This is a genomic window from Nocardia sp. NPDC003269 (assembly GCF_042888005.1).
Taxonomy (GTDB): domain Bacteria; phylum Actinomycetota; class Actinomycetes; order Mycobacteriales; family Mycobacteriaceae; genus Nocardia.
Window position 1 is genome coordinate 502986 of the sequence record NZ_JBIAPA010000001.1, and the last position, 20493, is coordinate 523478.

General features: G+C 71.2%; 13 protein-coding genes. 6 read left to right on the forward strand and 7 right to left on the reverse strand.

Annotated features, from left to right (window positions below; genetic code table 11):
- Positions 1-157: 157 nt before the first annotated feature.
- Positions 158-703 carry a class I SAM-dependent methyltransferase gene (locus ACFYWJ_RS02170; RefSeq protein ID WP_355271070.1) on the forward strand — a complete coding sequence of 182 codons (546 nt, stop codon included), beginning with the start codon at positions 158-160 and terminating at the stop codon, positions 701-703.
- A gap of 37 nt (positions 704-740) precedes the next feature.
- On the opposite strand, the gene hrpB is transcribed toward ACFYWJ_RS02170, so the two are convergent.
- Complete coding sequence (gene hrpB / locus ACFYWJ_RS02175) at positions 741-3722, reverse strand: ATP-dependent helicase HrpB (protein ID WP_355271068.1); 2982 nt, start codon at positions 3720-3722, stop codon at positions 741-743.
- A gap of 84 nt (positions 3723-3806) precedes the next feature.
- Positions 3807-4811 (reverse strand): Rpn family recombination-promoting nuclease/putative transposase, encoded by a 1005-nt coding sequence (locus tag ACFYWJ_RS02180; protein ID WP_355271066.1) that lies wholly within the window; start codon positions 4809-4811, stop codon positions 3807-3809.
- Between the two features lie 67 nt (positions 4812-4878).
- Between ACFYWJ_RS02180 and ACFYWJ_RS02185 the strand changes: the two genes are divergently transcribed.
- Positions 4879-5496 (forward strand): LysE family translocator, encoded by a 618-nt coding sequence (locus tag ACFYWJ_RS02185; RefSeq protein WP_355271064.1) that lies wholly within the window; start codon positions 4879-4881, stop codon positions 5494-5496.
- A gap of 51 nt (positions 5497-5547) precedes the next feature.
- Here the strand turns inward: ACFYWJ_RS02185 and ACFYWJ_RS02190 are convergent, their stop codons facing one another.
- A complete protein-coding gene (locus ACFYWJ_RS02190; RefSeq protein WP_355271062.1) occupies positions 5548-6636 on the reverse strand; it encodes a 3-deoxy-7-phosphoheptulonate synthase in 1089 nt (362 codons plus the stop codon).
- 315 nt (positions 6637-6951) lie between these two features.
- On the opposite strand from ACFYWJ_RS02190, the gene ACFYWJ_RS02195 reads away from it, so the two are divergent.
- Positions 6952-7770: an NAD(P)H-binding protein gene (locus ACFYWJ_RS02195; RefSeq protein ID WP_355271061.1), complete on the forward strand. Its 819-nt coding sequence runs from the start codon at positions 6952-6954 to the stop codon at positions 7768-7770.
- A 56-nt stretch (positions 7771-7826) separates the two neighbouring features.
- Here the strand turns inward: ACFYWJ_RS02195 and ACFYWJ_RS02200 are convergent, their stop codons facing one another.
- The 3 genes from ACFYWJ_RS02200 to ACFYWJ_RS02210 all read right to left on the reverse strand — a co-directional run bounded on the left by ACFYWJ_RS02200 (position 7827) and on the right by ACFYWJ_RS02210 (position 13300).
- Positions 7827-8297: a carboxymuconolactone decarboxylase family protein gene (locus ACFYWJ_RS02200; RefSeq protein WP_355271059.1), complete on the reverse strand. Its 471-nt coding sequence runs from the start codon at positions 8295-8297 to the stop codon at positions 7827-7829.
- A 94-nt stretch (positions 8298-8391) separates the two neighbouring features.
- Positions 8392-9255 carry an oxidoreductase gene (locus ACFYWJ_RS02205; protein ID WP_355271057.1) on the reverse strand — a complete coding sequence of 288 codons (864 nt, stop codon included), beginning with the start codon at positions 9253-9255 and terminating at the stop codon, positions 8392-8394.
- A gap of 76 nt (positions 9256-9331) precedes the next feature.
- Positions 9332-13300 carry an amino acid adenylation domain-containing protein gene (locus ACFYWJ_RS02210; protein WP_355271055.1) on the reverse strand — a complete coding sequence of 1323 codons (3969 nt, stop codon included), beginning with the start codon at positions 13298-13300 and terminating at the stop codon, positions 9332-9334.
- 160 nt (positions 13301-13460) lie between these two features.
- Here ACFYWJ_RS02210 and ACFYWJ_RS02215 point away from each other — a divergent pair, with 160 nt between their 5' ends.
- A complete protein-coding gene (locus tag ACFYWJ_RS02215; protein WP_355271053.1) occupies positions 13461-15080 on the forward strand; it encodes an AMP-binding protein in 1620 nt (539 codons plus the stop codon).
- A 51-nt stretch (positions 15081-15131) separates the two neighbouring features.
- On the opposite strand, the gene ACFYWJ_RS02220 is transcribed toward ACFYWJ_RS02215, so the two are convergent.
- Positions 15132-16418: a salicylate synthase gene (locus ACFYWJ_RS02220; RefSeq protein WP_387160617.1), complete on the reverse strand. Its 1287-nt coding sequence runs from the start codon at positions 16416-16418 to the stop codon at positions 15132-15134.
- Positions 16419-16611: 193 nt separating this feature from the next.
- Between ACFYWJ_RS02220 and ACFYWJ_RS02225 the strand changes: the two genes are divergently transcribed.
- Together ACFYWJ_RS02225 and ACFYWJ_RS02230 are read left to right on the forward strand one after the other, a co-directional pair.
- The gene (locus tag ACFYWJ_RS02225) at positions 16612-19041 is read left to right on the forward strand and encodes a glycerol-3-phosphate 1-O-acyltransferase (protein WP_355271049.1); all 2430 of its coding nucleotides are present in this window, start codon (positions 16612-16614) and stop codon (positions 19039-19041) included.
- A complete protein-coding gene (locus tag ACFYWJ_RS02230) occupies positions 19041-20459 on the forward strand; it encodes a 1-acylglycerol-3-phosphate O-acyltransferase (RefSeq protein WP_355271047.1) in 1419 nt (472 codons plus the stop codon). The genes ACFYWJ_RS02225 and ACFYWJ_RS02230 overlap by 1 nt, the downstream gene beginning before the upstream one ends.
- The last annotated feature ends 34 nt before the right edge of the window (positions 20460-20493 follow it).

Below are 20493 nucleotides of genomic sequence, written 5' to 3' on the forward strand. Positions count from 1 at the left end.
CAGGGGTCGGGTGCCGTGGGCGACCGCGCCGAGCTGGTCCGCCCGGGTGGAGTGCCGGGGGACCGCGCCGAGCTGGTCAACCCGGGCGGACCAGGCCAACGACCTGGACAGCCGTGTCAGCATGTGTGTACGGGCACGCCCACACCGAGGAGCACCGATGCCTGACGACGCGCGGTTCGAGTGGTTCGCCGACACCATGGGTGTGCGGGCCGATGATCGTGTGCTCGAGCTCGGCCCGGGGTCGGGCGCCTCGCTGGTGCGGATCGCGAAGCGGTTGCGGGGCGGACGGATCGTCGGTCTCGATCGATCGGCCACCGCGATCGGCCGGGCAGCGGACCGGTGTGCCGCCGAGATCGCGGACGGCAGGGTCCGGTTGGTCGAGGGAGCGGTCGGACCCGGTTCGACGCGCGCGGTGCTGGCCCAGCTCGACGGGGACGAACGATTCGACCTGGTGTTCGCGGTCAACGTCAACCTGTTCTGGACCGGCCCGGCTACTGCGGCGTGGTCAATGATCCGAGAGTGCCTGTCCCCCACCGGCCGCCTATGGCTCTGCTACGGCTACGGCAGCCCCACCAGCCCTTCGACCAGCCCAAAACCCACCCTCGACCAGCTCACCACCCGCCTGACCGCTGCCGGATTTCACTGCGACATCACGACTTCCGGCGATCTCCTCGCCGCCCACGCTGTCCCTGCCCGGCCGTAGTGCGTCAGTTCACCGGCGCCTTCGGGCGGTGGCGGGGTCAGCGGTTGGCGCTGCGGGCGGTGCCTCGGTGGGCGGTGACGGTGGTGGGGTCTTCTGGCCAGGCGTGTTTGGGGTAGCGGCCGCGGAGGTCGGCGCGGACCTGGGGCCAGCCGTTCTGCCAGAAGGACGGGAGGTCGGCGGTGACGGCGACCGGGCGCTGCGCCGGGGACAGCAGGTGGAGGACGATCGGTACGCGGCCACCGGCGAGCGTGGGCGGCTGGGTCCAGCCGAAGATCTCCTGGACTTTCACCGCGAGGACCGGCGGGTCGGCGCTGTAGTCGAGGCGGATGCGGCTGCCGGAGGGGACCTCCAGGCGTTCGGGCGCCAGCTCGTCGAGGCGGGCCGCCTCGGGCCACGGGAGGAGTCGGCGCAGCGCGGTGCCCGCGTCGATACGAGCCAGGTCGGATCGGCGACGGGCCGTCGCGAGTTCGGGGCCGAGCCACAGATCGAGGTCCGCGAGGAGCGTGTCGTCGACGACGGCGGGCCAGGGTGCGCCGAGGGTGCGGTGCAGGAAGTCGAGGCGCTGCCGCAGACCACGGGCGTCCTCGTCCCAGCGCAGGAGCCCGAGCCCTTCCGAACGCAGACCCGCGCGCACCGCCTCCGCCAGCAACCGCGAATCCGGTTCGCGCAGCGCCTTTTCCGACAGCACGATCGCCCCGAGCCGTTCCACCCGCCGGGCCACCACATCACCCGACTCCCAGCGCACCTCGTCGGCCCGCGTCACCAACCCCGGCGCCGCCGTCCGCGCGAGATCCTCATCGGCGATGGCCGCCAACCGAATCCGCCCCTCGGCCCGCCCCGGATCCCGATCCGCCACCGCCACCGCGAGCCACTCCGCCGCCGCGAGCCCGGACCCCGGCGGCAAGGCCACCGCCGTCCCACCCGCCATCAGATACGAGGCCCCGTTCGCCCGCCGCCGAGCCAACCGCTCCGGATGCGCCAACGCGATGAGCAGCGCCGCGGATTCCGCCGCCGACCCAGCGTTCCCACCGCCGGCGGCTTCAGTTCCTCTGCCGCCACCAGCTGTTGCCGCTCCGCGGCGCCCACGGCCGGCTGCCAGCGAGCCATCAGTGGCCGACTCATTGTTCTCGTCGGCGCCGGCGCTCACGTCATGTGCGCCGATCAGCCGGACGAGTCGTTGGACCTCTCTGGTCCAGCGGGGCGGTCGCTCGGCGCGCAGGGCGCGGAGGGCGGCTGTCGCGTCGACGCCGGAGGCGAGGGAATCGTCGTCCATCAGGACCACCATCTCGGCGGCCGCGCGGGCGCCGACGTGGGCGGCACCGTCGAGGAGGGCGCGGGCGAGGCGGGGGTGCAGGCCGAGGGCGGCCATGGCGCGACCGCGGTCGGTGATGCGGTCGGCGTCGTCGAGGGCGCCGAGCGCGTGCAGGACCGCGCGGCCCGCGGCGAGGCCACCTTCCGGCGGGGCGTCCCACCAGGCGAGGCCGGTGCCGCCGGGAGTGCCCCAGCACGCCAATTCCAGTGCTAGGCGGGTGAGTTCGGCGGTGCGGATCTCGGGTTCGGGGTAGGCGGGCAGGGTCTGATGCTCGTATTCGGGCCAGCACCGCCAGGCGTGACCTGGCGCTTCACGACCGGCACGCCCCGCCCGCTGCTCGGCGACCGCAGCCGAAACACGCACGGTTGCAAGGCCGGACAGGCCACGCCGATGATCAATGCGGGGCACCCGCGACAAGCCGGAGTCCACGACCGCACGAACACCGGGCACAGTCAGGCTGGATTCCGCCACCGCCGTGGACAATACGACGCGCCGCCGCGCCCCCTGCCGCAACGCGACATCCTGCACCGCGCTACCCAATCGCCCGTGCAGCGGCACCACGTCGACCCCGTCGAGATCCCGCAACAACCCCGCGGTCCGATTGATCTCACCGACCCCGGGCAGAAACACCAGCACATCCCCCTCGGTCTCGGCCAGCGCCCGCCGAGTAACCCGCGCCACGTGCGCCTCGACCCGCTCCCGAGCCAGCGCCGGAACATAGCCGACCGCCACCGGATATGCCCGCCCACGCACCTCCACCACCGGCGCCATCCCACCGCGTTCAGCGCTCACCCGGGCCATCGCACCGCGGTCGGACGCATCCGCCTCGGGCCGAACACGCGGGGCCGAGTCATCGCCCGGCACCACGACCGGAGTCGCCGGGCCGTCATCGGCTGCGACAGAAGAGACCACCGCACCACCATTGGGCGCGTCCACCGGCTGCACCACACCACCATCGGGCGCGCCCACCGGCTGCACCACACCACCATCGGGCGCGCCCACCGGAGCCGCCGCACCTCCAGCAGCCGCGACCACCGCCGCCGCACCATCGGACGCGGACCCCGATGCCACGGAGCCCGGTGCCACGGAGCCATCTCCAGTCCAGACCTCTGAAGTCGCCGGGCCGCAGTCGAGCAAAGCCACTTCACTCGTCGCGGATGATGCGACCGGCTCGGGCACGGCATCCCCCGCACCGAGCAATGCCGCGAGGCGTCCGGCCGCGACCGTTGCCGAGGTGGCGAGCACCCGCAGGTCAGGCCGTAGTCCGGATCGGGCGTCGAGCAACAGGGCGAGCAACAGGTCGGCGTCCAGGTGCCGCTCATGGCATTCGTCGAGCACCACGGTGCCGACACCGTCCAACTCGGGATCACTCTGCAACCGCCGCACCAGCAGCCCGGAGGTCACCACCTCGATCCGCGTCCGCGCCCCGACCTTCCGATCCCCGCGCACGGAATACCCGACGCTCTCCCCCACCTTCTCCCCGAGCAACGCCGCCATCCGCGCCGCCGCGGCCCGCGCAGCCAGCCGCCGCGGCTCGGCCACGACCACCTTCCCCTCGGTCCCCGCCGCCAACGCCAACGGCACCAGCGTCGTCTTCCCGGTCCCCGGCGGCGCGACCAGCACCGCCACCCCACGCCCGACCAGCGTCTCGACGATCTCCCCCAGCGCAGACCGCACCGGCAGCTCGGGCAACTCAGGCAGCTTCATCACCCACCAGTCTGCCGACCCGCACCGCCCCGTCCAGCACCCACCCGACCAGCCCACCACCGGACCCCGCCGGTGCGCCGAAGATCAGCGGAGCGTTTCCTCGATCGAGTCCGCGGTAAGAATCTGCCCAGCCCACCGATTCAGATCCTCGGGATCAGCAGCCCGAACGGTCTCGACAACAGCAGCAGGCACACCACCGAACTTGAGCTGAAGCTGATTCAACAACGTCTTGACGACGCCCCGAACCTCTCCCCGAGCCTCACCCTCGGCACGCCCACGCAACTCCCCCTCGGCACGAAGCCGATCAGCAGCAGTCACGAGCGCCTCCTTCGCTTCCGGCCCGAACCCATCGAACAGCGGCGTCAACGCCTTCTCTTCGGTCTCACCGACCAGCATAATGTAGCGAACCAGCAGATTCAGTACCCGAAAAGCGTCCGCACCCTCGGCGACCTCCGCCAGGTCCTCGGTCCATTGGGCGAGTGCGCTGTCCAATCCGGAGTTGTTCGGGGCAGCCTTCATGACGTTCAGCATCAGCCGCACCTCCGGGACCAGCGGACGCTCCGCCAGTTCGGCCGCATCGAGCGCGGTGACGTCGTCGAGCATGAACCGGAATCGCGGCAGATAGTCACCCACCACGTCGGCGACGCCTGGCGGGAGCTGGAAAAGGTCGGCGAACTGCGTCGAGTGACACCACCGGGCTCCCTGTGAGCCGATGTGCACAACCAGCGGAATGATGACGGGCAGCCGTCGCGGTCGCGGTTTGGTCATGCGCAGATGGCGTGCCCAGATCTGCGTCAGGTACTCGAGCATCCGGAACGGCATCAGCTCGTCGCTGCTGCTCTGATGCTCCATCGCCACATAGATCAGCGCCGCACCATCTCGGCTGTCGATCTCGAACAGCAAGTCACCGAACCGAACCCGCATCTCCTCGGTGACGTAGTCCGCGGGCCCTTTGCGCAGCGTCGACCAATCCAGCCAGGCCGATAGAGGTTCAGGTAGCACCGAACGCAATTCGGAGGCCGCATAGGCCGGCTCGCCCATGATGCCGCGAAACAAGCTGTCGTGTGGGTTGTCTCGGCGCCCGGTCACCGGCACACCATACGCTCGCGCGGAAAGGGTCTTCCTCGATGTGGGTCGGGCGGTTACCCTGCGGGAGATGAGCATCGAGTTCGTTCTGACCACGCTCGTCATCGTCGCTACGCCGGGGACCGGGGTGCTGTTCACGCTCGCCGCCGGGCTGGCGCGTGGAGTGCGGGCGAGTGTGATCGCCGCGTTCGGGTGCACGCTCGGCATCGTGCCGCACATGATCGCCGCCGTGACCGGGCTGGCGGCGGTCTTGCACACCAGCGCGATCGCGTTTCAGACATTGAAGTATCTCGGTGTCGCGTATCTGCTGTACATGGCGTGGAGTACGTTCCGCGACAAGGGGGCGCTGGGGGTTCCCGAGGCGGGGGCGGGGCCCGCGCCGTCGGCGCGGAAGGTGATCGGGTCGGCGATTCTGCTCAATGTGCTGAACCCGAAGCTGACGATCTTCTTCTTCGCGTTCCTGCCGCAGTTCGTGCCCACCGGCGCGCCGAACGCCGTGGCGCGCATGCTCGAACTGAGCGGACTGTTCATGCTGGCGACGTTCATCGTCTTCGCCGTCTACGGTGCGGCCGCGGCCGCGGTGCGCTCGCACATCCTGGCGCGCCCGGTCGTGGTGACGTGGATGCGCCGGGTATTCGGCGCCTCGTTCGTCGCGCTGGCCGGCCGCCTCGCGGTACAGAACCCGTAGCGGAAAGCACTGTGGCCCCGGATTTCTCCGGGGCCACGGTACGGAAGGCACTCAGCCGCGACGGGATTCGACGGCGGCGGCGAGCCGGTCGAGCTGGGCCGCGGTGACGTTCCAGTCGATGCACGCGTCGGTGATGGACTGGCCGTAGGTGAGTTCGTCGGCCTTGCCGAGGGTCAGGTCCTGGCGGCCCGCGACGAGGAACGACTCCAGCATCACGCCGACCACGCCCTGCTCACCGGCGGCGAGCCGCTCGGCGATGTCGGTGACGACGTCGACCTGGCGGTTGTGGTCCTTGTTGCTGTTGCCATGACTGGCGTCGACCACCACGCGCTGGGCCAGTGACGACTTCTCCAGCCGGAGCTTGGCCTCGGCGACGGAGGCGGCGTCGTAGTTGGTGCCGTTGCTGCCACCGCGCAGGATGACGTGGCAGTCCGGGTTGCCCGTGGTGCGGATCAGCGCGGAACGGCCGTCGAGATCGGTGCCGGGGAAGACGTGGCTGGCCGCGGCGGCGCGCACACCGTCGACGGCGACCTGCACGTCACCGTCGGTGCCGTTCTTGATGCCGACCGGCATGGACAGCGCCGAGGACAGCTGCCGGTGCACCTGGCTGGCGGCGGTGCGGGCACCGATCGCGCCGTAGGAGACCAGGTCGGCGATGTACTGCGGGGTGATCGGGTCGAGGAACTCGCACGCGACCGGCAGACCGAGCGCGGTGATGTCGACGAGCACCTTGCGGCCGATGCCGAGGCCGGTGTTGACGTCGAACGAACCATCCAGGTGCGGATCGTTGATCAGGCCCTTCCAGCCCAGCGTGGTGCGCGGCTTCTCGAAGTACACCCGCATCACCACGTGCAGCCGGTCGTTCAGCTCGGCGGCCTTGGCGGCCAGCTTGCGGGCGTACTCCAGCGCGGCGGCCGGGTCGTGCACCGAGCACGGGCCGACGATCACCATGAGGCGGTCGTCGTCGCCGTTGAGCACGTCGACGGTGGCCTTGCGGCCGGCACGCACGGTGTCGGCGAGCTGGTCGGTGATGGGGTGGACGGTGCGGACCTCGGCGGGCGAGCGCAACGGGCTCACGCTGAGGGTGCGCTGGTCATCGAGATCGGAATGCCGCGAGTCGACATCGGCTGCGGTGGTCATGTGTGGGTTTCCTATTCTTCGAGGCCGACCCACGGACTTTCGCGAACCCGTCGAGCCGGTCAGTGTCCGGCTCGGGGTGGAAGAGGTCAGCGCGCAGGGTCGCAGACCGGCCCACCCAGGGCCGGCTCGCTAAACCAGAAATATGCGCGCTGCATGCCGTGGACTGTACCACCGGTGAAACGTCGACGGCCGGGGCCTGGTTGCCCGAAGTGCGGACCATCACACCTCCGGGCTCCCGAAGGTTCCGGCCGAAAGCCCTTGACCTCTACCTTGCTCGAGCTTTTACCGTCGGTAGCCGAGGAAAGGAAATCGACTGTGACAACACTGGTTACGGGCGCGACCGGCAATACCGGCCGCCAGGTGGTCCGCGAACTCGTCGGCCGCGGGGAGAAGGTCAAGGCGCTCACGCGCGATGCCGCCGCCGCGCGCACGCTGCTCGGTCCGGACGTGGAACTGATCACCGGCACGCACACCGTGCCGTCGACGCTCGACGACGCCTGGCACGGTGTCGACCGGCTGCACGTGACGTCGACGGCCGGGCTCGCCGAGGTCGGGCCGGAGCTGATCGGCCGGGCCGTCGCGGCGGGCGTGCGCCGCATCACCGTGCTCTGGGGCGGCGGGGTCGGGCCGGTCGAGCAGGCCGTCGCCGAGTCCGGCGTGGAATGGACGCGACTGGAGCCGCAGGAATTCATGTCGAACGCGCTCACCTGGCGGGAGACGATCGTGGCCGACGGCGTGGTCCGCGAGCCCTACGACCACCCGAGCGCGGTGGTCCACGAGGCCGATATCGGCGCGGTCGCCGCGGTCGCGCTGCTGGAGGACGGCCATCACGGCCGCGCCTACAACCTGACCGGGCCCGCGCCGCTGACCACCCACGAGCGGATCGCGATCCTGGCCGCGGCGGCGGGCAGGCCGATCGAGTTCGCCAGGATCACCCATCAGCAGGCCGTCGACCGGTTGATGGCGACCGGTGTCTCGCAGGCCGACGCCGACTACGTGATCGGCTGGTACGCGGAGTCGAGCCCGGAGTCGTACACGGTGGATCCGACGGTGGAGAACGTACTCGGCCGCCCGGCGCGCACCTTCGCGCAGTGGGCGGCCGAACACGGACACCGGTTCGCCAGGGCCAGCTGACCGCGCCGAGCGCCGATTCGCTCAGCCCGGCCGACCGGGCCGAGCGCCCGGTGCACTCAGCCCCACTGGCCGGGGACGTAGTCGCCCGCGGGGGTGCGGGCGATGGCGTTCATCCGGTTCCAGGCGTTGATCATCGCGATGGCGGCGATCAGCGCGGCGGTCTGGTCGTCGTCGAAGTGCTTGCGCACCCGCTCCCAGGTGTCGTCGGAGACGTGACCGCCGTCGGCGACGCGGGTCGCCTCCTCGGTCAGCGCGAGGGCGGCCCGCTCGGCCTCGGTGAAGACGGTGGCCTCGTGCCAGGCGGCGACCAGGTTCAGCCGCGTTGTCGACTCGCCCGCGTGCACGGCGTCCTTGAAGTGCATGTCGGTGCAGTAGCCGCAGCCGTTGATCTGCGAGGCACGCAGCTTGACAAGCTCGTAGGTCGCCTTGTCCAGTGTCGAGTCGTCGATCACCTTGCTCGCCATGGTCAGGCGCTTGGTGAAGCTGGTGGCGACCGGGTTGCCGTAGAGGTTGAAGCGCGGTTCCATGATGACTCCTTCGTCGTTCTGCGGGGTTCTACAGAGACGACGAGGGAGTCACCCCGGGTGTGACACCACCAGATGTGATGCCGGTCACCATGAATCAGATCAGGCCGCAGAGCTTCTCGGAGAGCTCCCACAGCTCGGCCGCGAGCGCGCGATTCTTCGACGCGGCGGTACTGCCGCAGCGAGCCGGATAACCACGCAGGCCGAGCAGGCCGTCGGGGCCGTAGAACGCGCCGGGCACGATGTCGGCGGTGGCGGCGTACAGCGTCGGCAGCGCGCCCTGCTCGGCACTCTGCGCCAGGGTGCGGTTGCCCAGCCACATCACCGCGTCCTGGATGGACTCGGTGTGCGACATGAGTTCGGTGGCGGCGTAGCCGGGGTGCGCGGCGACCGAGACCACCGCGGCGCCCTCACCGGCCAGCCGGCGCTGCAGTTCGTAGGCGAACATCAGGTTGGCCAGCTTGGACTGGCCGTAGGCCAGCCAGCGGTCGTAGCGGCGGCGCTCCCAGTTGGGGTCGTCCAGGTCGATCCGGCCGATCCGGTGCGCACCGCTGGACACCGTGACCACGCGGTCGGTGATCCGGTCCAGCAGCAGGTTGGTGAGCGCGAAGTGGCCGAGGTGGTTGGTGCCGAACTGCATCTCGAAGCCGTCGGCGGTGCGGCGCAGCGGCAGCGCCATCACGCCTGCGTTGTTGATCAGCACGTCGACCCGCTCGATCGAGTCGGCGAAGGCGCGGACCGAGTTCAGATTCGCCAGGTCGAGCTCGCGGACCTCGGTCTCGCCCGGCAGACTCGCCGCGACCCGCTCCGCCTTGCCCGTATCTCGACACGCCAGGATCACCTGGGCGCCCGCGGCGGCGAGCGCGCGCGTGGTGGCGGCGCCTAGGCCACTGTTGGCTCCGGTGACGACGATGGTGCGGCCGGTCTGGTCGGGCAGGTTCGCGGTAGTCCACTTACTCACCGGCGAAAGTCTACTGCGACCTGCGAAAAGCGCGAATCGGCAAGAGCCGGTGCGTGGTTCGCACCGGCTCTCGTCGTCAGGACTGCGCGAGGATCTCCTCGTCGGTCATCGCGGCGACCTCGAGGTACATCGTGGCGACCGCGTCGAGCCTGCCGGTGGTGCCCGCGGCGGCTTCGCGCTCGAGCATGCGCGCCGCCAGCCCGGCGATATCGCGCGCGGTGAACAGGTCGGCGACCACGGTGTCGGGGGCGTCGAGCCACTCGCGGACGCGGGCGACGGCGGTGGTGGCGAGCACCGAGTCGCCGCCGAGGGCGAAGAAGTCGTCGGTGACGCCGATCCGCTCGGTCGCGAGCACCTCGCCGATCACCGCGGCGAGCGCGCGCTCGAGCTCGGTCCGCGGCGCGACGAACTCGACGGCCGCCTCGTTCTGCTCGAGCACCGCGCGCACCGCCTTGCGGTCCGGCTTGGCATTGGAGGTGAGCGGGAGCTCGGTGAGCAGTTCCAGCCGGGTCGGGACCATGTAGGCGGGCACCAGCTCGGCGGTCGCGGCCAGCACGGCGTCGACGTCGATGGCGGCGTCCGGGGTCGCCACGATCGCGGCGACCAGCTTCGGTGCCGCGGCGCCGACCACGGCGGCGACCGCGTGCCGGATGCCGGGAACCGCGCGAAGGGCGCTCTCCACCTCGCCCAGCTCCACCCGGTAACCCCGGATCTTGACCTGGTGATCGGCGCGGCCGAGGAATTCCAGGCCGCCGTCGGGCAGGTAACGCGCCAGGTCACCGGTGCGGTACCAGCGCACACCCTCGTGGGTGACGAACCGGTCGGCGGTGCGCTCCGGATCGGCGCGGTAGCCGGCGGCGACACCATCCCCACCGATCCACAGCTCACCGGTCACCCAGTCGGGGCAGTCGTTGCCCGCGGGGCCGACGACGCGGCAGCGCACATTGCGCAGCGGAGTGCCGTAGGGCACCGCGCTCCACTCGGCGGGCACCTCGGCGTCGACGACCTCGCAGATGGTCGAGTGGATCGCGGTCTCGGTGGCGCCACCGAGACCGGCGAACCGGCAGTCCGGCGCGACGGCGGCCAGGCGCGCGGGCAGGGCCACGTCGACCCAGTCGCCACCGAGGATCACCGTGCGCAGCGACGGCAGCGCCTCGCCCGCCGCCGCGGTGAGCAGCATGTCGAGCAGGCTCGGCACGCAGTTGAGCATCGACACCCGATGGCGGCGGATGAGGTCGACCCAGCGGGCCGGGTCGGCGCGCTGGGTGTCGTCCACGGCGACGACCGCGCCGCCGACGGCGAGCAGGCCGAAGATGTCGTAGACGGAGAGGTCGAACTCCAGCGCCGAGAGGGCGAGCGCCCGATCATCGGCGCCGAGGCCGAAGCGTTCGTTGAGGTCGTCGATGGTGTTCATCGCGGCGCGATGCGGCACCTCGACACCCTTGGGCTTGCCGGTGGAGCCTGAGGTGAACAGCACGTAGGCGATGTTCTCGGGATCACCGAAGACGGGGCGCGCCAACGGTTCCGCGTGATTGCGAGCCTCGGCCAGGTCGATCGCGCGCGCGTCGGGGATCAGCGCGCCGCCGACGGTGAGCACCGCGACCGCGTCGGCGGTGCGCAGGATCTCCGCGCGCCGGGCGGCGGGCTGATCGAAGCCGATCGGCACATACACCGCGCCCGCCGCGAGCACACCGAGCACCGCGACGACCTGATCCGGCCCCTTCGGCAGCTGCACGGCGACCGAATCACCCGGCGCCACACCGGCTTCCCGCAGCGCACCGGCCACGGCCAGTGCGTCGGCGGCCAGTTCGCCGTAGGTCAGCTGCCCGGCGGGCTCCCAGAGCACCGCGGGCGCGGACGGAGTGGTGGCGGCGTTGGCGAAGAAACCGGTGTGCAGCAGTCCACCGCTGACCGGGCCCGCCGTGGCATTGACGCGAGCACGAGTCGCGGCCTGCTCCACGGGAATTCGCACACCGGCCTCGGCCTGCCAGCCCGCGTCGCCGACCGCCTGCGCGGTTCGTCCGCGGCGGTCCGCGGCAGCGGACGCGAGGTCCACACTCGACACCGGCTCGGTCGCGCTCACCGCACCACCTGTCAACGGCGCTCGGCCCGCAACGCCGACGTCGATCGTCCCCGCCTGCGCGGCTGCGGCGATCGAACCCGCATCGCCCGATGCCGACTCGGCACCGTCCAGTGTGGTGCTCTGGCCGCCGAGCCGCTCGATCGCATCGATGTAGCGGGCGAACATGGACTCGACCATGCCGGCGGGGAAGGCGGATTCGCGGATGTCCCAGTTGAGCAGCAGGCCGCCGCGGACCTCGGTGATCTGGGCGTCGAGCAGCACCTGCGGGCCCTGGGAGATGATCCAGACCGGCTCGCCGAAGGTGTCGGTGACGGTGTCGGCGAACAGCTCGCCCAGGTTCAGCGCACTGGTGTAGACGATCGGGGCGAGCACCGGCTCACCGCGGTGACGGCCCAGGTCACGCAGCACTTCCAGGCCGGAATAGGCCGAGTGCGCGCCCGCCTCGTGCAGCCGCTGCTGGAGGGCGCGGGCCCGGTCGGCGACGGTGGCGGGCTCGGTGACGTCGACCTCGAGCAGCACCGAGGAGGTGAAGTCGCCGACGACGCCGTCGACCTGCGGGTGCACCGGTTCCCGGTGGAACAGCGGCAGATTCAGCAGGAACCGGCGCTGCGCCGACCAGCCGCCGATGGTCTCGGCGAACACCGAGGCCAGCGCCATCGCGGGGGTGATGCCGCGCGCGTGGGCGGCGTCGAAGACCTGGGCCTTGGCCTGCGGGGACAGCCAGCGGTGCAGGCGGACGGTCCGGCTCGGGTCCGAGAGGTGCTGGGACTGCGGCAGTTCCGGCGAGCCGGGCAGCTCGGACAGGCGGTCCTGCCACCAGGCGCGGTCGCGGGCGTGCTCGTCGCCGGTGCCCGCCGGGTGCTCGGCCAGGTACTGCCGGAAGGTGTAGTCCTGGGGTGGCAGCTGCTCGCCGTGGTAGAGCCGGGCCAGGTCGGTGACGAGGACGCGGTAGCTCATCGCGTCGGCGGCGAGCATGTCGACATCGAGGTGCAGGCGGGTGCGGCCGTCGGCCAGGCGGGTCAGCGCGATATCGATCACCTGACCCTCCTGCACCGCCATCCGCTGATGGGTGCGCGCGGTCCGCAGTTCCTCGAGCCGCAGCTCGGCCTCGTCGGTGGCGGATTCGCGCAGGTCGGTGACGCTGTACACGGCGCGGCCCGGACGGTCGAGGGTCTGCTGGGTGCCGTCGGGCAGGAACCGGGTGCGCAGCATGGGGTGCCGCGCCAGCAGCTGCTCGACGGCCCGCTCCAGGCGCTCGGGATCGACATCGGCACCGTCGAATTCGACGTAGAGGTGCGCGGCCACGCCGCCGAGTTCCTGCGCGTCGGACCGGCCGATCCAGTACGCGTGCTGCATCGGAGCCAGCGCGAACGGAGTGCCGTCGTCGGGCACGATCGCGAATTCGCCTGCGGGCGTGCCGAAGTCGCCGCCCACGGCCGGGCCGCCGTCGGGCACAGCCGGGCCGCCGTCGGGCACGACCGAGCCGCCGTCGGGCACAACCGGGCTGCCGTCGGGCACAACCGGGCTGCCGTCGGGCACAACCAGGCTGCCGTCGGCGGGCACAGCCGAACTGCCGTCGGCGGGTCGTGCGGCTCCGGATGCGGCCGCGTCGCCGGGGCCTGCGGGCAGGTCGGCGCTCGCCCCGGCGTCGGCCTGCGTCCCGCCCTCCGCGGGCGGTTGCGGCGCGTCGGCGGACCCGGCCGCGAGCTCGTCGGGGTCGGTGCCGTTGAGTAAGGCGTACCAGGCGTCGACCGTCGGATGAGCCGCCAGCAGCGCGAAGTTCACCGCGATGCCGCGCTTGCGCCAGCCACCGGCGAGCTTCATGGTGCGGATCGAGTCCAGGCCGAGCTGGATCAGGTCGGTGGCGTCGGCGACGTCTTCGGGCGTGAGCTCGAGCTGGCGGGCGATCGCGGCACGGATCTCGGCGCGGTCGATCACGACGCCTGCGGGTGCTGTGTCCATCTGCCGGTTCACTCCTTGCTCGCCGTCCTGGCCGGACGGATTTCGGTACTGCTCGGCGGCAGCCTACTCCATTGAGATAGGGTTGCCTAACCTATGCAAGGGTAGCCTGCGACGCGGGCGCCGAACCACCGCACTACCGGCCAGAGCAGCGAGGCAGCACGTGACGTCGACATCAGCCGCAGCAGACCATCGCGAGGGCTACGTCCCCTTCCCCGAGGCCGCCGCACAGCAGTACCGCGCCGACGGCTACTGGGCCGGGCGCACCCTCGGCGACCTCCTGCGCGACTCCGCCCGCAGCGGGCCGGACCGGCCCGCGATCCTGACCGACACGGGCGCGCGGACCTACGCCGAACTCGACGCCGCCGCCGACCGGATGGCGCACGGACTGCTCGCGCTCGGCATCAACCCCGGCGACCGGGTGGTCGTCCAGCTGCCGAACATCCCGGAGTTCGCCACCGCCCTGTTCGGCCTGCTGCGAGCAGGCATCATCCCGGTGCTGACGCTGCCCGCGCACCGCCGCGCCGAGATCGAGCACCTGGCCGCGCTCTCCGGCGCCGTGGCCTACCTGATCCCCGGCACCCTGGCCGATTTCGACTACCGCGAGCTCGCCGCCACGGTGCGCGCGGCCGTCCCGAGCCTGCGCCACGTCCTCGTCGCCGGCGACCCGGGCGAGTTCACCGCGCTGGCTTCGATCGCGGCCGACGGCACGTCGCTGCCGGCGGTCGACCCGTCCGAGATCGCGCTGATGCTGGTCTCCGGCGGCACCACCGGCCTGCCCAAGCTGATCGCCCGCACCCACGACGACTACGCCTACAACGCGACCGCCAGCGCGGCGGTCTGCGAACTCACCGCCGACGACGTCTACCTCGCGACCCTGCCCGCCGCGCACAACTTCCCGCTGGCCTGCCCCGGCATCCTCGGTGTCGTCGCCACCGGCGGCGCGATCGCCTTCACCCTCGACCCGAGCCCGGAGGCGGCCTTCGCCGCGATCGAGCGGCTCGGCGTCACCGTCACCGCCGTCGTCCCGCCGCTGGCCCAATTGTGGAGCGCCGCGGTCGAATGGGAGGACGCGGACCTGAGCTCGCTGCGCCTGCTCCAGGTCGGTGGCGCGCGCCTGGCCGAGGTCAACGCCCGCGACGTGGAGCCCGCGCTGCACTGCCGTCTCCAGCAGGTGTTCGGCATGGCCGAGGGCCTGCTCAACTACACCCGCCTCGACGATGCCGACGAGCTGGTCTACACCACCCAGGGCCGCCCGCTCTCCCCCGCCGACGAACTGCGCGTCGTCGACGCCGACGGCAACGACATCGCGCCCGGTGAGGAGGGCGAACTGCTCACCCGCGGCCCGTACACGCTGCGCGGTTACTACCGCGCGCCCGAGCACAACGCCCGCGCCTTCACCCCCGACGGCTACTACCGCAGCGGCGATCTCGTGCGGCAGCTGCCCAGCGGGCACTTGGTGGTCAGCGGCCGGATCAAGGACGTGATCAACCGCGGCGGCGAGAACATCTCCTGCGACGAGCTCGAGGAGCACCTGCTCGCCCACCCCGCCGTCCGGCACGCGGCCGCGGTCGGCCTGCCCGACGCCTCGCTCGGCGAGAAGGCGTGCGTCGTCCTGGTCGTCACGGGCGAACTGCCCAGCCTCGGCGAGATCAAGACCTTCCTCACCGAGCGCGGCCTGGCCACCTACAAGCTGCCCGACGTGGTCCGCCAGGCGGACGCACTCCCGATCACCGCGGTCGGCAAGATCGACAAGAAGGCCCTGCGCGCGCTGCACGGCTGACCGGAACGCAGAACGGCGGCCCACCGAAAGGTGAGCCGCCGTTCTGCTGTCTCAAGCCTTGACGACGTAGGGTGCTACGCTGCCCAGCTTCTCGCAGGTCTCCTCGAACTCGCGCTCCGGCCGCGACTGCCCGACGATGCCCGCGCCGGCGCGCAGCCAGGCGCCCGCACCGGTCTGGTAGATGGCGCGCAGCACCAGGGTGGCCTCGAGCGCACCGGTCGGCGAGACGCACACCACCGCACCGGAGTACAGGCCGCGCGGGTCGTGGTCGTTGCGGAAGACGGAGTCGACGCCCTCGCGCTTGGGGATGCCGGAGGCGGTCACCGACGGGAACAGCACCTCGAGCGCGTCCCAGCTGGTCCGGTCGGCGGCGAGGGTGCCGCGCACGGTCGAGGCCAGGTGCTGCACGCTGCCGCGCTCACGCACCGCCATGAAGTCGGAGACGGCGGGGGTGCCGGGCACGGCCACCGCGGTGATCTCGGCGAAGGAGGTCTGCACCGAGATCGCGTGCTCCACGATCTCCTTCGGATCGGCGAGCAGTTCGGTGCGGGCCGCGTCGTCGGCCGCGGCGCCGAGCCCGAAGGCGCGGGTACCCGCCAGCGGCTCGGTGGTGACGATGCGATCGTCGTCGACGGAGGCCACCAGCTCCGGGCTGAACCCGGCGGCCTCCAGCCCGCCGAGACGCAGCAGGAATGAACGCGCGGGGGTGTTGTTGGCCCGGCCGAGCCGATAGGTGCCCGGCACGTCGACCGCGAAGGGCAGCGCGACCTTGCGCGACAGAATGACCTTCTGGTATCTGCCGGAACGGATCTCGGCCACCGCGTCGGCGACGCGGCCCTGGTAGTCCGTCGGGTCGGGGCGCACGTCGACCGGGTGCGCGACCGGCAGGTCGGTGCCCTGCGACGCGGCGATCAGGTCGTGGATATCGCAGGCCTCATTCGGGGTGGCGCCACTGATCCGCACGCCTGCGGCGTCGATGCGCACCTCGATCCGCGGGATCATCAGATGCGCGAGGGGGGTCCGCTGGTTCAGGTAGCGGGTGGCGTCCAGCGAGTAGGCGCAGAACTCGAACCCGATCCAGCCGAAGGCGTTGCGGCCGTCGAGCGGCAGCTCGGCCAGCGCGGCGTCGACGACCTGCGCGGGGCTGCCCGTCCACGCGCGGGCGGTGGTCCGCCCGCCCCAGACCGTGCGCAGCTCACCGGCGTCGAGTTCCACACTGCCGAGCGGATCGGCGGCGAACACCCATTCCCCGGGCTGCTCGTACATCACGTACTCACCGAAACGGTCCGCCGCTGCCAGGCGGGCCATCGCTGCCGCTGGATCGGTCACATACTCCACCCGTACGGGCTGCTCCGTCGACGACAACGATCCTCCAAGGTAATGCTGACCTAACTTTCTCGGGTTAGGTTAGCATTACCTCGTCGGTTGGCCAGACCAGTATTGGGTAACCTAGGCCACCCCGATCGGCCGTCGCAACGCGCGGTAGCCCAAGTTCGGTGCGCCGAGGCGGATCTGCCGCTTGAATGGAGGGATGATCGACATCGGTGGGCGGCGCGGCCCGCGAACGGGATCCGGGGCGGACTCGGTGGTCGCCCTGGTCGACGCGGCCTCCGGCGTCGAACGCGAACTGATCGGCAACTGGATCGCCGAGGGCGGCCTGGCCCGCGACATCGGCTCCGATGCGCCGGTGACCCAGCTCGACCTCGACGCGAAGGCGATCACCAAACGCCTGGTCGGCAGGCACGACGACCCGCTCGTCGTCCCGGTCCGGGTGCTGTGGCTACCGCCCGAGCGCGACGGCGTCCGCCGGGTCACCTTCGCCGATCTGGCCCTGCTCACCAACCCGCGCAAGCCCAATCGGCTGGTCCAGCGCAGGCTGCTGCGCACCGAACCCGACCGGCACCGGGTGCTGGTCGGCGCGCCCGCCCGGCTCAGCGAACTGCGCACCAACAACCCCGAGGCCGCCGCCCTGCTGCGCGCCGGCACCGCCGATCCGTTCGCGCGGTCGGTGGTGCGCGCGGCGGTCGTCGCGCTGGAGCGGGCCGAACGCACCGTCATCGGCGACCGCTACAAGGTGCCGCAGCTGGTGGCCGAGGAGATCCTCGACTCCCCCGAATTCCAGCGCAAACTCGACTACATCGCCGAGGAGATCGGCTCCGAGCCCGATCAGGTGTACCGCAACGCGGAGAAGGCGCTGCGCGAACTCGTCGCCGCGCAGAGCAGGCTGGTCTCGGACCTGTTCACCCAGGCCATGCGGCCGGTGCACGCCTCGACCTGGAAGGTCGACACCGACCTGCACGGCCTGGACGCGCTGCGCAAGCTCAACCGCAAGTACCCGCTGGTGTTCCTGCCCTCGCACCGGTCCTACGTCGACGCCTTCGTCCTCGGTGACGTGCTGGCGCGCAACGACTTCCCGCCCAATCACGTGATCGGCGGCGCGAACCTGAACTTCTGGCCGATGGGCCCGATCGCCCGGCGCACCGGAACGGTGTTCATCCGCCGCAGTTTCGGCGACGACGAGGTGTACAAGGCCGTCGTCGAGGAGTACTTCGCCTATCTGCTGGCCAAGCGCTTCAACATGGAGTGGTACTTCGAGGGCGGGCGCACCCGCACCGGCAAGCTGCGCCCGCCGCGCTATGGCCTGCTGAATTACCTTGCCGCCGCCGTGCGTTCGCGTCGGGTCGAGGACGTGCTGCTGGTGCCGGTGTCGATCACCTACGAGCGGCTCAACGAGCTGGGGGCGATCGCGAGCGAGCAGTCCGGCGGCAAGAAGAAGCCGGAGGGTATCGGCTGGCTCGCCAGATACGTCCGCAGCCAGCAGCATTCGGCGGGCCGGGTGTACGTGCGCTTCGGCGAACCGCTCTCTGCCCGGGAACGGCTCGGCGCGCACGGTGATCCGATGGACCAGCGCCCGCTGACCATTCCGCTGCGCGACACCACCACCGGCGCGACCAGCGTCCCCGACGAGTCGGCGCTGAGCGAGACCGAGCGCAAAGCGGTGCAGCGGTTGGCCTTCGACGTCGCCGTCGGGATCAACGCGGTCACCCCGATCACGGTGAACGCGCTGGTCACCCTGGCCCTGCTCGGCGTGCACGAGCGCGCGCTGACCCTCGGGCAGGTGCGCACGGTCGTCGATCCGGTGCTCGGCTACATCGCCCAGCGTGGCCTGCCCAGCGGCGAGTTGTCCACGCTGCGCGACGAACAGGGCCTGCGCGTCGTCCTCGAACAGCTCGCGCTGGCCGGCGTGGTCACCGTGTATCGCGGTGGGCTGGAACCGGTCTACGCGATCGAACCCGGTGCGCACCTGGAGGCCGCGTTCTACCGCAACAGCGCGGTGCACTGGTTCGTCAACCGCGCGATCCTCGAGCTGGCCGCACTCACCGCCGTCGAGGAACCCGGCGAGGATCCGCTGCGCTCGGCCTGGAAGGCCGCCTTCGCGCTGCGCGACCTGCTCAAGTTCGAGTTCTTCTTCCCCGAGCGCCAGGAGTTCGCCGAGCAGATCATCGACGAGGTGCGGCTGATCGTGCCGGAATGGGACGAGAACACCCCCGACGACCGGCTGGATCGCCAATTCCTCGGCGCCCTCACCGATTCCGGCTTCGTGATGGCCCATCGCGTGCTGCGCTCGTTCTTCGACGCGCAGCTCGTGGTGGCCGAGCGGCTGGCCGCGCGCCCGGCCGACGCGACGATCGATCGCAAGGAGTTCATCGACGAGTGTGTGGCCGTCGGCAAACAGATGCTGCTGCAACAGCGGCTGCACAGCCCCGAATCGGTGTCGACCGAATTGTTCACCAGCGCCTGGAAACTGGCCGCCAACCACGGCCTCATCGGCCCCGCCACCGAGGGCGCCGAGGACGACTTGACCGCGCGCAGAATGGAATTCGCCGAACGCCTGCGCGATCTCGGTGACCGCATCGCGCGCGCGGCCAGCCTCGACCCGTCGAACCGGACCACGATCTGATGGGCACCCTCGCCGAGGCCGTCGCCGCGATCAGAACGGGTCCGCAGGGACCGGGCGTGGCCGCCGTCTTCGATTTCGGCGGCACCGTCGTCGACGGGCTGCCCCGCCGCGGCCTGGCGCGCCGGGTGCTGCGCCGTGGTGACGCCCGCCGGGCCGCGCTGCTCGGCGGCATCCGGCGCGGTGGCAGCGACGGCGACTTCGGGCGGTTCCTGCAAGCCGTCGACCGGACCTGGGCCGGGATGTCCGAGGCCGAGCTGGAAGAGCTGGGCCGCAGCGCTTTCCGCCGGGAGATCTACGGGCGGCTGTTCCCCGAGGCGTGGCAGCTCGTGCGCGCGCATCAGCTGGCCGGGCACACGGTGGTGCTGGTCAGCGAGCTCACCCGCTTCCAGGTGCAACCCGCCGCCGAGCGGCTCGGCATCGAGCACGTGCTGTGCACGCAGCTGGCGGTGCGCGACGAGCTGGTGACCGGACAGCCGGACGGCGCGCCGCTGTGGCGGGTCGAGAAGGCCGAGGCGGTGGCCGAATTCGCCGCCGCCGCCGAGGTGGAGATCGGCTACGCCTACGCCGACAGCATCACCGATCTGACCCTGCTCGACCTGGCCGAGATCCCGACCGTCGTCGACCCTGACCCCGAACTCGCGCGGATCGCCACCGACCGCGGCTGGCCCGCGCTGACATTCCGTCCCCGGCTCGCGCCCAAGCCCATCGACTATCTGCGCACGGTCGCCGGATTCGCCGCGCTGCTCGGCGGCGCGCTGGTCGGCGTGCTGCGCAAGACCTACACCCGCAAGCGGCAATCGATGGCCGACGGGCTGATGCACGACGCCACCACCGCGACTCTCGCGGCGATCGACGTGGAACTGCGGGTCGTCGGGGCCGAACACGCCCGCTCCCCGCGCCCTGCGGTGTTCCTGTTCAACCACCAGAGCCAGTTCGACGTGATCATCGTGCCCAAGGTGCTCGACGGCGCGGTCACCGGCATCGGCAAGAAGGAACTCGCCAACCATCCCCTCTTCGGCCCGCTCATGCGGTTCGTCGGCGTCACCTTCATCGACCGCACCGACACCGAACGCGCCAAGGCCGCGCTGGCGCCGGTGGTCTCGACCCTGCGCGACGGGCTGTCCATCGCCGTCGCACCGGAGGGCACCCGGTCCTACACCCCTGGCGTCGGCCCGTTCAAGAAGGGCGCCTTCCACATCGCCATCCAGGCGGGTGTCCCGGTGATCCCGGTGGTGATCCGCAACGCGGGCGAGATCGCCTGGCGCGATTCACCGATCGCCCGCTCGGGCCTGGTCGACGTCGCCGTGCTGCCGCCGATCGACGTCTCCGGCTGGGACCCCACCGACATGGACGACGAGGTCGAAGGGGTCCGCCGACTGTTCGAGAACACCCTGCTGGACTGGCCGCAGGCCGGCTGAGTCCGGCCGGGTGGATGCCCGGCCGGACTCGGTC